At 70.9% G+C, this 13,383-nt stretch carries 11 protein-coding genes; 6 read left to right on the top strand and 5 right to left on the bottom strand.

All coding sequences use genetic code 11. The features are described 5' to 3' along the window. Nucleotides 1-2: 2 nt before the first annotated feature. Complete coding sequence (locus OHT51_RS18150; RefSeq protein WP_328879982.1) at nt 3-1,505, bottom strand: peptide MFS transporter; 1,503 nt, start codon at nt 1,503-1,505, stop codon at nt 3-5. A 207-nt stretch (nt 1,506-1,712) separates the two neighbouring features. On the opposite strand from OHT51_RS18150, the gene OHT51_RS18145 reads away from it, so the two are divergent. The 5 genes from OHT51_RS18145 to OHT51_RS18125 all read left to right on the top strand — a co-directional run bounded on the left by OHT51_RS18145 (nt 1,713) and on the right by OHT51_RS18125 (nt 7,680). Further along, entirely contained in the window at nt 1,713-2,723 is a 1,011-nt protein-coding gene (locus OHT51_RS18145) for a polyprenyl synthetase family protein (RefSeq protein ID WP_328879981.1), read from the top strand. Between the two features lie 292 nt (nt 2,724-3,015). Beyond that, nucleotides 3,016-4,068, top strand: a complete 1,053-nt coding sequence (locus tag OHT51_RS18140; protein WP_328879980.1) for a CHRD domain-containing protein — start codon at nt 3,016-3,018, stop codon at nt 4,066-4,068. Nucleotides 4,069-4,352: 284 nt separating this feature from the next. Further along, the gene (locus OHT51_RS18135; RefSeq protein WP_328879979.1) at nt 4,353-5,618 is read left to right on the top strand and encodes a LolA family protein; all 1,266 of its coding nucleotides are present in this window, start codon (nt 4,353-4,355) and stop codon (nt 5,616-5,618) included. A gap of 120 nt (nt 5,619-5,738) precedes the next feature. Further along, on the top strand, nt 5,739-6,788 hold the full coding sequence (locus tag OHT51_RS18130; RefSeq protein ID WP_443052718.1) for an ABC transporter ATP-binding protein: 1,050 nt from the start codon (nt 5,739-5,741) through the stop codon (nt 6,786-6,788). Continuing rightward, entirely contained in the window at nt 6,775-7,680 is a 906-nt protein-coding gene (locus OHT51_RS18125) for an ABC transporter permease (protein WP_328879977.1), read from the top strand. Before OHT51_RS18130 ends, OHT51_RS18125 begins: the two co-directional genes overlap by 14 nt. A gap of 170 nt (nt 7,681-7,850) precedes the next feature. Here OHT51_RS18125 and OHT51_RS18120 read toward each other — a convergent pair whose 3' ends face one another. The 3 genes from OHT51_RS18120 to OHT51_RS18110 all read right to left on the bottom strand — a co-directional run bounded on the left by OHT51_RS18120 (nt 7,851) and on the right by OHT51_RS18110 (nt 10,633). Beyond that, nucleotides 7,851-8,435 carry a flavodoxin family protein gene (locus OHT51_RS18120; RefSeq protein ID WP_328879976.1) on the bottom strand — a complete coding sequence of 195 codons (585 nt, stop codon included), beginning with the start codon at nt 8,433-8,435 and terminating at the stop codon, nt 7,851-7,853. A gap of 82 nt (nt 8,436-8,517) precedes the next feature. After that, nucleotides 8,518-9,768 (bottom strand): amidase, encoded by a 1,251-nt coding sequence (locus tag OHT51_RS18115; protein WP_328879975.1) that lies wholly within the window; start codon nt 9,766-9,768, stop codon nt 8,518-8,520. A gap of 343 nt (nt 9,769-10,111) precedes the next feature. Further along, nucleotides 10,112-10,633, bottom strand: coding sequence for a DUF6668 family protein (locus OHT51_RS18110; protein WP_328879974.1), 522 nt, complete (start codon nt 10,631-10,633; stop codon nt 10,112-10,114). A 291-nt stretch (nt 10,634-10,924) separates the two neighbouring features. On the opposite strand from OHT51_RS18110, the gene OHT51_RS18105 reads away from it, so the two are divergent. After that, a complete protein-coding gene (locus tag OHT51_RS18105) occupies nt 10,925-12,262 on the top strand; it encodes a tetratricopeptide repeat protein (RefSeq protein WP_328879973.1) in 1,338 nt (445 codons plus the stop codon). Between the two features lie 81 nt (nt 12,263-12,343). Here OHT51_RS18105 and OHT51_RS18100 read toward each other — a convergent pair whose 3' ends face one another. Then, nucleotides 12,344-13,288, bottom strand: coding sequence for a M28 family metallopeptidase (locus OHT51_RS18100; RefSeq protein ID WP_328879972.1), 945 nt, complete (start codon nt 13,286-13,288; stop codon nt 12,344-12,346). Nucleotides 13,289-13,383 lie beyond the last annotated feature (95 nt).

Raw genomic sequence — 13,383 nt, 5'->3', positions numbered from 1 at the left:
TGTCAGTGGACCGGGTGCATCGTGCGGCGCAGCCAGGGCGCCGCGGCCATCACGAGCAGGCCCGCGGCCACTGCGATTGCGCCGTTGACGCCGAAGTAGGCGGGCTTGGAGACGTCGTCGTAGAGCTTCACCGTCTGGGCCTGGATGCCGTTGGCCAGGGCGAGGGACAGGAACCAGAGGGACATGGTCTGGCCGGTGAACGCGGCCGGGGCGAGCTTGGTCGTGGCCGACATGCCGGAGGTCTCCAGGAGGACGTCGCCGAGGCCGAGGAGCAGGTACGAACCCACGATCCACCAGACGGACATGAGGTAGTCGTCGGAGGAGTGCCCGGAGGTCGGCAGCACCATCACCAGGAAGGACAGGCCGCCGAGGACGACCCCGATCGCGATCTTGTCGGACGCGTGCGGCTGGCGGCGCCCCATCCTGACCCACAGCGCGGCCACGACAGGGGCGAGGGCGACCTCGAAGGCGCCGAGGGCGGAGGCGTACCAACCGGCGGGGAAGCCGAAGCCGAGGACGGTCGTCCCGGCGTTCGTCGAGGCCAGCAGGATCATCGTCGAGTAGGCCTGGAAGAGGATGAAGTTGAAGACCGTCGAGGCCAGGAACAGGACGACGTACGGGCGAAGGCGACCGCGTTCCTCGGGGGACACGCGCGGGCTGGAGAACATCACCGCGAAGTAGACGGCCGGGGCGATCACGGAGACGAGTGTGAGCAGGTCGACGAAGCGGTCCATGGTGAGCCAGCCGGCGGCGGCGAGCAGGAAGGCGACCGCCGCGGTGACGGCGAGGCCCGTGACGATCAGGCGGATCGCCCGGCGCATCGCGTCCGGAGACAGCGCGAATTCGGCGGAGTGCCTCCGCCCTGCCAGGTGACGGCGGCCGGCGACGTACTGGACCAGGCCGAGCGTCATGCCGATCGCGGCGGCCGAGAATCCCCAGTGCCAGCCCTTGTGGTCGCCGAGCCAGCCGGTGACGAGCGGGCCCGCGAAGGCGCCGATGTTGATCGCCATGTAGTAGAGCGCGAAGCCGGCGTCACGGCGGTCGTCGTCGGTGCGGTAGAGCTTGCCGACCATGGTGGCGACGTTGGGCTTGAGGAGCCCTGTGCCGGCGCTGATCAGGCCGAGGCCCACCCAGGTCATGCCGGTGGTCGGCACCGCCATGGCGTAATGGCCGCAGGCGATGAGGATGCCGCCCCACAGCACCGCGCGATACGAGCCGAGGATACGGTCGGCGAGCCAGCCGCCGGCGACCGAGACCAGATAGACGAGGGTGCCGTATGCGGCGGAGACGGAGGCCGCGGTCCCGGCCGACATGCCCATACCGCCGTGGGCGACCGTGTCGGCGAAGTACAGGACGAGGATGGCCTGCATGCCGAGGAACGAGAAGCGTTCCCAGACCTCCAGACCGGAGAGGGTGAGGAGGCCTTTCGGCTGGCCGAGGAAGGCGCGGTCGTCGCGGGGCGGGGGCACGCTCTCGGGCTCGATGTCGAGGTCGGTTCGGGACACGGGCCGCTACTTCCCTATAAGTGGATGGATATCCCGCCTTATCAGGTGATCAAAAACATACCGGTCGTGATCCGATACCGCCCGTGGTGGACGGGTGGGCGGCATCGGTGATCGAAAGGTGACCGGATACGCTGACTTGAGTGATGGCAGCGACCTATCGACAAACCGTGTAACCGCCAGTGGACACCAGCAGACAGGAGACCCCTCGTGACCGTCGTCGGGCCGTTCGGGCTGAGCGTGCGGGACCAGGCTCTGGAAGCCGATGTCCAGGCCGGATTGGCGGCTGTCGAGGAGGGATTGCTCGAAGCCACCAAGAGTGAGGTCCCCTTCATCACGGAGGCCGCCCAGCATCTGGTGCGGGCGGGCGGAAAGCGGTTCAGGCCGCTGCTCGTGATGCTCGCTGCCCAGTTCGGGGACCCGTATGCGCCGGGGGTCGTGCCGTCGGCGGTGGTGGTGGAGCTGACCCATCTCGCGACGCTGTACCACGACGACGTGATGGACGAGGCCGAGGTGCGGCGGGGTGTCGACAGTGCCAACACCCGCTGGGGCAACTCGGTTGCCGTACTGACCGGGGATTTCCTGTTCGCGCGCGCCTCGCACACTCTCGCCGACCTCGGGCCCGAGGCGGTGCGGGTGCAGGCCGAGGCGTTCGAGCGGCTGGTCACCGGACAGATCCTGGAGACGGCGGGGCCGCAGGACGGGCGCGATCCGGTGGAGCACTACCTGGATGTGCTGGGCGGGAAGACCGGGTCGCTGGTCGCGGTGTCGTGCCGGTTCGGGGCGATGATGTCGGGCGCCGACGAGACCGTGGTCGACGTGCTCACCCAGTACGGGGAGCGGCTGGGGGTCGCCTTCCAGCTCGCGGACGACGTACTGGACATCGCCAGTGACTCCCACGAGTCCGGGAAGACGCCGGGGACGGATCTCCGGGAAGGCATTCCCACGCTGCCCGTGCTGCGGTTGCGGGAGCGGGCCGAGCGGTTGGGGCTGGCTGAGGATGTCGCCCTGTGCGAGCTGCTGGACTCCGATCTGACGGACGACGCTCGGCATGCGGAGGCGTTGGCCGCGCTGCGTGAGCATCCGGCGTTGGAGCAGGCTCGGCGGGACACGGTGCGGTATGCGGAGGATGCGCGGGCTGCGTTGGCGCCGTTGGCGGACATCGGTGCCAAGGCTGCGTTGATGGAGTTGTGCGATGCGGTGGTGCATCGGGCGGGATAGGGGTTTTCGCCCCCGCCGCCCCTACCCGTCCTCCAGGGGCTCTGCCCCTTCGACCCCGGTCCCTGGGGGCTGCCGCCCCCAGGCCCCCGCTGTCGGCCTGAACGGCCTCGTCCTCAAACGCCGGACGGGCTGAAATGCCCGGACCAGCCTCACGCCACTGCGGCCCTCGTGCGGCTGTGACGCACGTCACTTATCTGGACTGAGTCCAAAGTGAGATCGCCTCCGTATCGATGCCCAGAAGCTGACGCAGGGGGCGTCAGCGGCAATACGGGGAGAAAACAGAATCATGGGTATGAACGCGACGTTCTCGAAGCGCCGTAAGAGCCTGATCGTCACCGCTGTCGCGGTGGCTGCCGCCGGTGGGGTCGCCGCCGCGGTGATTCCCGCCTTCGCCGCCGGAGGTGCCCGCGCCGACCACGCGGGTCACGCCGGAGGCGACGCGCAGGGGATCGTGAGCCGGAGTGGGACCGCCGCCGGCACCGGGGGCACGGTCCTCGCCGCCAGTCTTCGGGGGGCGAACGAGGTGCCCGTGGCGGGCGGGCCCGCCGTCGGGGACAAGGACGGGGCCGCCGTGCAGTTCGTGAAGGTCAAGGGCGACAAGGTGTCCGTCGCCGTCGCCTGGCGCGGCACCGGCAAGCCGACCGCCCTCCACATCCACCAGGGCGCCAAGGGCACCAACGGCGGCATCAAGGTCGACTTCGGCGGACTCATCGGCAAGGAAAGCGGACTCATCGGCAAGGAAAAGGGCAAGGGCAACGGCGCAAGCAAGGGGCACAGCCTCACCGGCACCGTCACCGTGAAGGACCGCGCCCTTCTCAACGCCCTCAAGGCCGACCCGAGTTCCTTCTACGCCAACCTCCACACGGACGAGTTCCCGGGCGGTGCCGTCCGGGGCCAGCTCCACAAGGTCACCGTCGCCAAGTCCGACTTCCGCGACGCGCTCGACAACTTCCAGGCATCCGTCATCAAGGGCAAGCAGATCTACGAGTGCAAGCCGGCCGAGGGCGGTGGGTACGCCTTCGCGCAGCGGGACGTCAGTGCCGTACTCGGCGGCCGTATCGCGCACTCCTTCGTCGCCCCCAACTCCGGTACTCCGCAGTGGATCGCGCGGGACGGCAGTGCGGTGACGGGGGCCGTCATCTCCAAGACGCCCAACGGCGAACGGAACATCCCCGAGCTCGACCTGAAGGCCACCCAGTCCGGCAAGCACCGCGGCCTCCTCGCCGACACCGCCGAGATCCTGCGGCTGAACACCGTCGGCGGAGTCGCCCCGGCCGGCTCCTGCACAGCCGGTGCGATCGTCGGGGTGCCCTACCAGGCGGACTACGTGTTCATCAACGGCTGATCCTGCCCGAGGAGCGGGCACGCACGGCGGCGTCTTCCGCACCGACCCCTACGGGTCGGGGGAGGCGCCGCCTTCGTGCGTCATACCGGAGGTGTACGCGGAGTTGGCTCCGAAGGTTGACGTATCTCTCCGGCCGATTTGGTCAGATGGAAACCACGGACAACACCACTCCTCACCGATTCGGGTGAGAATGGCGGCTCAGGGGTGGAGCAGTGCGGGGTCGAAAGACTCGCGGGCGACGAACGAGAAGGACAGCCGCCGCCGACGACGGAGGTAAGGCAGACATGGCACCGTACGAATCCGACGACAGTACGACCGCAGCGGAGGTCGACGACCACCGCGCGGGGCGGCGCAAGGCCGCGCGGTACGTCGTCCCGGTCGCGGTCGTGGGCGTCGCGGCGGCGACCATCGGGCTCGTCCCGGCGCTCGCCGACTCCGGCGACCCGGACCTGCCGAAGATCACCGCAGAGCAACTCATCGAGAAGATCGCGCAGTCGGACGTACAGCAGCTGTCCGGCACCGTGAAGATCAGCACCGACCTGGGGCTGCCGGACCTCGGCGGGCTGGAGTCCAGCTTCGCCTCCGGCGCCATGGCGTCGGGCTCGGACGGCGGATCGTCCGCCGACCCGTCCGCCAAGCTCACCGAGCTGGCGTCCGGCACGCACACGCTGCGCGTCGCCCTCGACGGCGACGACAGGCAGAAGCTCTCCCTCCTGGAGAACGCGTCCGAGTACAGCCTCATCCACAACGGCAAGGACATCTGGGGCTACGACAGCAAGTCGAACGAGGTCTTCCACGGCACCGCGGAGGAGTCGAAGGACGGGCGCGGGAAGGAAGACGTTCCCGCCACGCCCAAGGACTTCGCCGAAGAGGCGCTCAAGTCGGTCGACGACACCACGTCCGTCACCGTCGACGGCACCGCACATGTCGCGGGCCGGGACGCGTACCGGCTGCTCATCAAGCCGAAGCAGTCCGGGACCACGGTCGGCGCGATCACCGTGGCCGTGGACGCCAAGACCGGCATGCCGCTGAAGTTCACGCTGACCCCGTCGAGCGGCGGCGCGGCCGTGATCGACGCCGGCTTCACCCAGGTCAGCTTCGCCAAGCCGGCCGCCTCCACCTTCGACTTCACCCCGCCCAAGGGTGCGAAGGTCACCGAGGAAGGCGAGCTGGAGGGCAAGGCCGGCGAGCACCGCGGCCCCAAGTCCGAGGACGAGCTGCGCAAGGAGCTCGACAAGGAACTCGGCGGCCTGAAGTCCGAGGACAAGCTCGGCAAGGCGTCCGACGAGGGTCCCGAGGTCATCGGCGAGGGCTGGAACTCCGTGGCAGTCTTCGACAACGGCGGCGAGGGCGTCCCCTCCGGCGCCGAGGTCGGCGGCGACATGGGCGGCTTCCTCGACTCCCTGGGCGACAAGGTCACCGGCAAGTTCGGCTCGGGCACGGTCTTCAAGACCCGCCTGATCAACGCCCTGATCACGGACGACGGCAAGGTCTATGTGGGTGCGGTCGACAAGGACGCGCTCGTGAAGGCGGCCGACTCGGGGAAGTAGGCCCCAGCCGGAGCGGCGTGGGCGGCGTACACGCGCCATCCCGCGCCATCGCGCGTCATGCGCCGCCGCGCGTCACGCAACGAGGTGCCGAACGAGGTGCCGGAGGAGCCAAGGGAGCTTATGGAGGAACTGCCCGCCGCGGAGGGCGACGAGGTCGACAAGGCCGCCGATCGCGTCGGCCCGGTCGGCTCGGTCGGCCAGGCCGGTGGAGCCGACCCTTCGGCTCCGGTCGACGACATCGACACGGTGATCGCCACCCGCGCGCTCACCAAGCGCTACCGCGGCGGGCAGCTCGCTGTGGACGGTCTCGATCTGACCGTCCCGGCGGGCAGCGTCTTCGGCTTCCTCGGACCGAACGGCTCGGGCAAGACCACCACCATCCGCATGCTGATGGGCCTCATCCAGCCCACCTCCGGTACCGCGCGCGTGCTCGGGCAGCCCATGCCCCGGTCCTCGCGCGCGGTACTGCCGCACGTCGGCGCCCTCATCGAGGGACCCGCCCTGTACGGCTTCCTCTCCGGCCGCGACAACCTCATCCGGTACGACGCCGCCGACCCGACCGCCGATCCGCGCACCCGGCGCACACGTGTCGCGGCCGCGCTGGACCGGGTGGGCCTCGCAGCCGCGTCCGGCAAGAAGGCCAAGGCGTACTCACTCGGCATGAAGCAGCGGCTGGGCCTCGCGGCCGCGCTGCTCCAGCCGCGCAGACTCCTCGTCCTCGACGAGCCGACCAACGGCCTCGATCCGCAAGGGATGCGCGAAATCCGCTCCCTGATCCGGGAGTTGGCCTCAGAGGGTACGACCGTTTTCCTCTCCTCCCACCTCCTCGACGAGATCGAGCAGGTCTGCACGCACGCGGCCGTGATGGCCCAGGGCCGGCTGATCACCCAGGGCGCGGTCGCGGAGCTGGCGGCCGGGACGCGCGGCCGGCTCGTCGTGACCACGCCCGACACCGGGGACGCGGCCCGGGTGCTGAAGGAGCAGGGCGCCGGTGACGTCGTCATCACCGACGACCGGGTGACCGCAGAAGCTCCGAACCGGGACCTCGCCGACGTCAACGCGGCGTTGGTGTCGGCCGGAGTCCGCGTGCGGGGCTTCGGCGTCGAACGGGCCTCCCTGGAGGACGCGTTCGTGGCGCTCACGGGGGAGGGGTTCGATGTCGCAGGCTGAAGCGAAGATGCTGCCGGGCGGCGAGGTCGCGGGCGCTCGCAAGGTCAGTCCGCTGTGGACCTTCGGTCTCCTCCGCAGCGAACTGCTCACCACGTTCCGGCGCTGGCGCACCCTCGCGCTGCTCGCCGTCCTGGCGGCGGTGCCGATTCTGGTCGGGATCGCCGTGAAGATCGAGACGAGCGGCGACGGGGCGACGGGAGGCGGTGGCCCGCAAGGCGGCGGGCCGGCGTTCATCTCGCAGATCACCAACAACGGCCTGTTCCTGGTCTTCACCGCGCTGGCCGCGACGCTCCCGTTCTTCCTGCCCATGGCGATCGGCGTCATCGCGGGCGACGCGATAGCCGGCGAGGCGAACGCGGGCACCCTCCGCTACCTCCTGGTCGCCCCCGCCGGCCGCACCCGGCTGCTCCTCACCAAGTACGCCACCACGATGGTCTTCTGCCTGGTGGCCACCCTCGTGGTCGCCGTCTCGGCGCTCACGGTCGGGGCGTTGCTCTTCCCGCTGGGTGATCTGACGACGATCTCCGGCACGCAGATCAGCTTCGCGGAGGGGCTGAGCCGTGCCCTGCTGATCGCCCTGGTCGTCGCCGCGTCCCTGATAGGTGTGGCGGCGCTCGGGCTGTTCGTCTCGACGCTGACCAGCAGCGGCATCGCGGCGATGGCGACGACGGTCGGCCTGCTGATCACCGTCCAGATCCTCGACCAGATCCCGCAGCTCCACGCGATCCAGCCGTACTTCTTCTCCCACTACTGGCTGTCCTTCGCCGACCTCATGCGCGAACCCGTGTACTGGGAAGAGCTGGTCAAGAACCTGGGGATCCAGGCCCTGTACGCGGCGGTGTTCGGCTCGGCGGCATGGGCGAGGTTCACGGCGAAGGACGTCACCGCGTAGGAGTCACTCCGTTTCGGTGGCAGCCACTGCGGCTTCCGCAGCAGTCGCACCGGCTTCGGTAGACGGCACACCGGCTTCCGCAGCAGTCGCACCGGCTTCGGTGAACGTGACACCGGTTTCGGCAGCAGTCACACCGACTTCGGCAGACGTCGCACCGGCTTCGGTAGGCGTCACTCCGCTTCGTACGGGAACCGTGCGAGCGGTGCCTCCTGCGCGAAGAAGGTCTTTGCGCGGGTCAGGGCCTCGGCGTCGTTCAGCACGTCACCGGGCTTGCTGCCGTTGCCGAGCAGCACCCCGCCGAAGCGCATCCGCATGTACGCGGCGGAGTTGCTGAGCGTCCCGACGAGCGGGTCGGCGACCTCCTGCTCCTCGTGCGCGAGCGCGGTGACGCCCCACAGGGTGCGCCCGGCCATGGTCGCCTTGAAGTCGATCCCGGGTGTGCGCAGCCACCCCGACCAGTAGTCGAGGTAGCGCTTGACGGGGGCGGACACCGAGTACCAGTACAGGGGCGAGGCGATCACGATGTCGGTGGCCGCGAGGGTGGCGTCGAGCAGCAGCGCCACGTTCCCCTGCGTGGGGCGCACATGGTCGCTGTCGTGCCGCAGATCCTCGAAGTCGGGCAGCGGGTGTGCGGCCAGGTCGATCCACTGCTGCTCGACACCCTCGGGCAACTGCTCGGCGGCCCGGCGGGCCAGCAACTCGGTGTTGCCGTCGGAGCGGCTGCTGCCGAGGACGAACAGGAAACGGCGGGTCATGGGTCCCCCAAACGGTCGGCCCGTCATCAGGCCATGGTGGGCGTACGACAACTAATCGCCTGTGCATTATATGCACACGCATTCAGATGCCGCTGACGGTTGGCCAAGGTCCGATATGCCTCTCGGCCACCCCTGCCACTGCGAGCAACAGCGACTCCGCGCCGTGCGCCGCCACCAACTGGAGCCCGAACGGACACCCGTCCGGCCCGAACCCCGCCGGGATGCTGATCGCCGGATGCCCGCTCAAGTTGAACGCCCAGGTGAGCGCGGTGGAATACCGGTCGCCGGGACCGGCGTGGCCGTGCGGCGGGGTGGGGGCGGTCGGCGTCAACAGCAGCCGGGTTTCGGTGAAGAGGTCGGCCAGGCGGTTGTCGTTGGCGGCCCGAATCCGGTGGATATCCGGGTCGGCTGGGGCTGGGGCTGGGGCTGAGGCGGGTGCGGGTGCGGGTGCGGCGTCCGGGGACCGCAGGGCGAGCCACGCCGGGGCCGGGTCGTCGAGGCGGAGAGGAGTTCGCGGGTGTATGAGCCGCACGGCCCCGGCCTCGGCCAGCCGTACGGCTGCGGCGTGGGCAACGGCGACCACGTCCGGGTCGGGGGCGTCGAAGCCGAGGTCGGGTGACCACACGGCGGTCGGGACGTCGGGTTGGTGGGCCCTGTTGTGCGGGGCGGGGCCGGCTGGACCGGCGAGGCTGTCGTACCCACCGGAACCGGGTGGCCTGTCCGCGTCCGCCTCTTCCCCCGACACCACACTCCAGTACGCCGCCGCATCCGCCACGCACCGCGCGAGCACTCCCGGCGCCATGAGCCCCGTGCGATCGGTCGACGGCAGCCGCCCGTTGTCGGCCTTGAGCCCGACGACCCCGCACCACGCCGCCGGAATCCGCACCGACCCGGCCCCGTCGCTCCCGGTCGCGAGGGGGACCAGCCCCGCCGCCACCGCCGCCGCGGACCCGGCCGAGGAGCCGCCCGGCGTACGGTCGTGGCGCCAAGGGTTGACGGTACGGCCGTAACGGCCAAGTCCCCAGGTCTGCCACGGGGTTCCCGGCCCCGGGACCGACGTCGCCCCGACCGGCACACACCCCGCCGCGAGCAGGGGGCCCGCTGTCCGCATTCCCCGCCGCCCCTTCACCCCGATCGGCACTCCGGCCAGTGGCAGCCGCTCACCCGCCACGACCCGCGCGTCCACCTCGCCGGCCCGCCGGAGCGCGTCCTCGCCCCACACCTCGATGAAGGCGGAGAGGGCGGGGTCGGCCCGCTCGATCCTTTCGAGGGTCTCCGCGACGACGTCGACGGCGTGGAGGGTGCGCGAGCGTACGGCCGAGGCGATCTCCACGGCCGACAGGGCGGCAGCGGCGGGACTCGTACCGGGACCGGGACCGGGACGGGGACGGGGACCGAGGGCGGATGCGGATGCGGGATCAGGGTCTGGGCCGGAGGTGGGCATCATGGGGTGATTCTCCGCGAGGCCCTCGCAGGGCTGCTGCTCCCAGCCGGCCTGAGCCACCGGCCGCCCGCCCGGCCTGAGCCACGGGCCGCCCGGCCGACCTGCGCCCCAGACGCCCGGCCGACCGAGCCCCCGACCTGAACCGCCGGCCCCTGCGAAGGCGCCCCGCCGGCCTCAGCGAGAGTGCCCCGTCACCTGAACCGTCGACCTCAGCGAGAGCGCCCCGTCGGCCTCAGCGAAAACGCCCCGTCAACCGAGCCAACGCCGCCGCCTCCCGTGGCACCTGTCCGCTCAGTTCGCCGAGCCGCCAGGCAGCCACCCACGGCACCCGGTACACGTCGATGACCGACTCGATCACCTTGACGCGCTCGGCGAGCGGTCGTGGCAGTCGGCCCGGCGCGTCCGCGACGAGGATGACGGCATCGAGATCGAGCCCGTGCGGAGCCTCCCCGCGTCGAAAGACCTCCAGGGCACCCAGGGCAGCGGCCAGCCCGGCCGCATGCGTGCGGGCCACGAGCAGCACCGACGGGGGATCGGCGGGCCCGGGCCAGCTACGTCCGCAGTCGTGGCCGCCGTACACCGCGGCGAGAGTGGAGGCACCCGCTCCGCCGTGCACGCCGACCCAGGAGAAGCGCCGGGGCGTGACGGCGGCCGGGGAGGGCGGGGGCTCCTCGGGCAGGGCCACCGGCCCGCGGATCCAGATCTCCGGCCCGGGCTCGGACCGCCCGTGCTGCGCGTGCATGTCAGTTCGCATGCCCGCACGCCTCCCTCCCACGCGATTGATCTTGGCGCCAGGCATGAGAACGCTGTGACGTGGCACAAGCTCCTGGAACGAGTCTGTGACGCCCCGGTGACGCCCGTGCCGGGCGGTACCGGAGAGACTCGACAGTACGTGTACGACGTGTCCGAAGTACGTGTACGACGTGTCCGACCTGTACGACCGGATGTTGATGCCGGGGAAGCCGTACCCGACAGCGTGAGGGAGCACCATGGAGCCCGAACGTGCTGTCGGGGAAACCCCCGACACATGCGAGTGAGGGAAGCGATGTCTCGACTGAGCCGCGCGATGAAGCGGGAACAGAAACGCGCCGCGGCCATAGCGGCCCCCATGGCCGCGCCGATCGACGTACGCGTCCCCGCCGGTGGTCCGGGCGAGGGTGGTGCGTCGATCGGTGGCGTACCCGTCACCGCGGTTGCGGGTGAGGAGATCCAGCAGACCGTCCTGACCCATCTCCAGCGCATCGCCGTCGCCGCCGGGCATTCCGTGCACGCCACGATCCATGACGAGCGGATCGGGTACGTCGTGCCGCTGCGGGTGGAGGCGGATGGATCCAGTCACTTCACGGCCGAGCCCGTGCGGACGCCTCCTGCGCCTCCGACTCCTCCGGCGTCACCGAGCGAGTCCCCGGTGCCGGCAGAAGCCGTACGGCCCCCCGCGGACCCGCCCGCCCCCTCCGCGCCCTCCGCGCCCTCGGCATCACGGCCCGCGCCGCCCGCCGCGCCGCCCGCCGCGCCGCCCGTCCCGCCCGCGCCACCCGCGTCGCTCCCGTCGGATCAGGCTCCCCATCGGGACAGGCCCACGCACGTCCTACGACCGCTGCGGGACCCGGCACGGGAGGCGTCGCCCACGTTCAGCCTGCGCGCGCTGCCCGAACCGGTCGGGGACGGGGACGCCGTACCCGGCACGGTCCCACCGCCTCTGGGGGAGTTCGGCCCACCGCCGTCCATGGACGCGTGGCCGGAGCCGGTGGACCTGCCCGCCCCGACCCCCGCCGCCGCCTCGACCCCCACTCCCGCCCGGGTCGTCCCCGACCCCACCCCCGAGCTCGACTCCAAGCCCACCCCGCCTCGCGGTTTCGACGCCGTGGCCGAAGCCGTCCTCGGGGACGCGCCTCCGGCCACGACCGCCGACGCCTCGCCGTTCGCGGAGCAGATGGTGCAGGTCAACGAGGCCGTGAAGGAGGGGCGGACCACGGAGGCGACGGAGCTGGCGGAGCGGACGGTTGCCCAGGCGTCGGCGGTGCTGGGGCTTGAGCACCCCGAGGTGCTCGGAATGCGTGAACTCGCCGCGTACATCGCCTACCTGGGGGGCGACCCGGAGCGTGCGTTCGCGCTCGCCCTCGACGTTGCCCGGACGCACCACCGCACCCGCGACGCGGAGGCGGCGTACGGCAGCCTCCACGGCGCGGCCACGGCATGGCGGGCGGTACGGGACCCGGCCCTGGGCCTGGGCCTGGGCCGGGACCTGCTCGCGCTGTGGGACGAGCTGATGGCGGAGGGCGGCCCGGCCGCCGAGGAGGCCGAGGAGCTGGAGTCGGCCCGCGCCCGCATGGACCGCCTCACCGCCCGAGCCGCCAAGTCGACCGAACCGCCCGCCGGTTGATGACCCGAGTCGCCGCTCGGGACTCGAATCAACCCGGTGCCTTACTGCCTCACTGCGCTGCTGACTTACTGCCTTACTGCCTTACTCAGAGAGCTCCCACACCGCATACGCGACCGCGTCGCTGTTGCGGTTCAGGGCGGTGTCGTTGATGTTGGACGTGTTGTCGCAGGACGAGTGGTAGCAGCGGTCGAAGGACTGCCCCGACGTGCCGCCCCACTTGGCCGCCTGCGCCGCGGTCTTCGTACGGCTGGCCCCGGTGAACAGCCCGCCCACCGGCACGCCCGCGCTCTTGAACGGCGCGTGGTCAGAGCGGCCGTCGCCCTCGGTCTCGATCTCGGTGGCGACGCCGAGGCCGGCGTAGTAGTCCTTGAAGGTCTTCTCGATCGCGGGGTCGTCGTCGTAGACGAAGTAGCCCGGGTTGGGCGAGCCGATCATGTCGAAGTTCAGATAGCCGCTGATCTTCGCGCGGTTGGCGGAGGAGAGGTTGTTGACGTAGTAGCGGGAGCCGACGAGCCCCAGCTCCTCCGCGCCCCACCAGGCGAACCGCAGATGCTTGGTGGGCTGGTAGCCGGCCCGAGACACGGCGAGCGCGGTCTCCAGGACCGCCGCCGAGCCGGAGCCGTTGTCGTTGATGCCAGGGCCGGAGGAGACGCTGTCGAGGTGCGAGCCGGCCATGACGACCTGGTTGGTGTCGCCGCCGGGCCAGTCGGCGATCAGGTTGTAGCCGGTACGTCCGGAGGACGTGAACTGCTGGATGGCGGTGGTGTACCCGGCGGCGTCCAGCTTCGCCTTCACATAGTCGAGGGAGGCCTTGTAGCCGGGGCGGCCGTGGGCGCGGTTGCCGCCGTTGGCGGCGGCTATGGACTGGAGCTGGGTGAGGTGGGCCTTCACGCTCGCCACGGGTATGTCGGGCGCGGCGGCGACGGAGGGCGCGGGTGCCGCGCCGGCTATGGATCCGCCGGTCAGCAGCAGGACGGCCGCGACGGTACCGGCCGTCAACGCGCGCCCGGAGACGGAGAGCTTCATGTGGGGGGCTCCGAATTCCAGGAGGCCCCCTGTGGGATGGCCACAGGGGAGCCACAGTGAATGGGGTGCCTGGATCGTGGAGCTAAGCCTGACTC

The sequence above is a fragment of the Streptomyces sp. NBC_00299 genome (assembly GCF_036173045.1).
GTDB classification, from domain to species: Bacteria; Actinomycetota; Actinomycetes; order Streptomycetales; family Streptomycetaceae; genus Streptomyces; species Streptomyces machairae.
The sequence above is the reverse complement of the archived record's forward strand: the minus strand, read 5'-3'. Positions and strand labels throughout refer to the sequence as shown.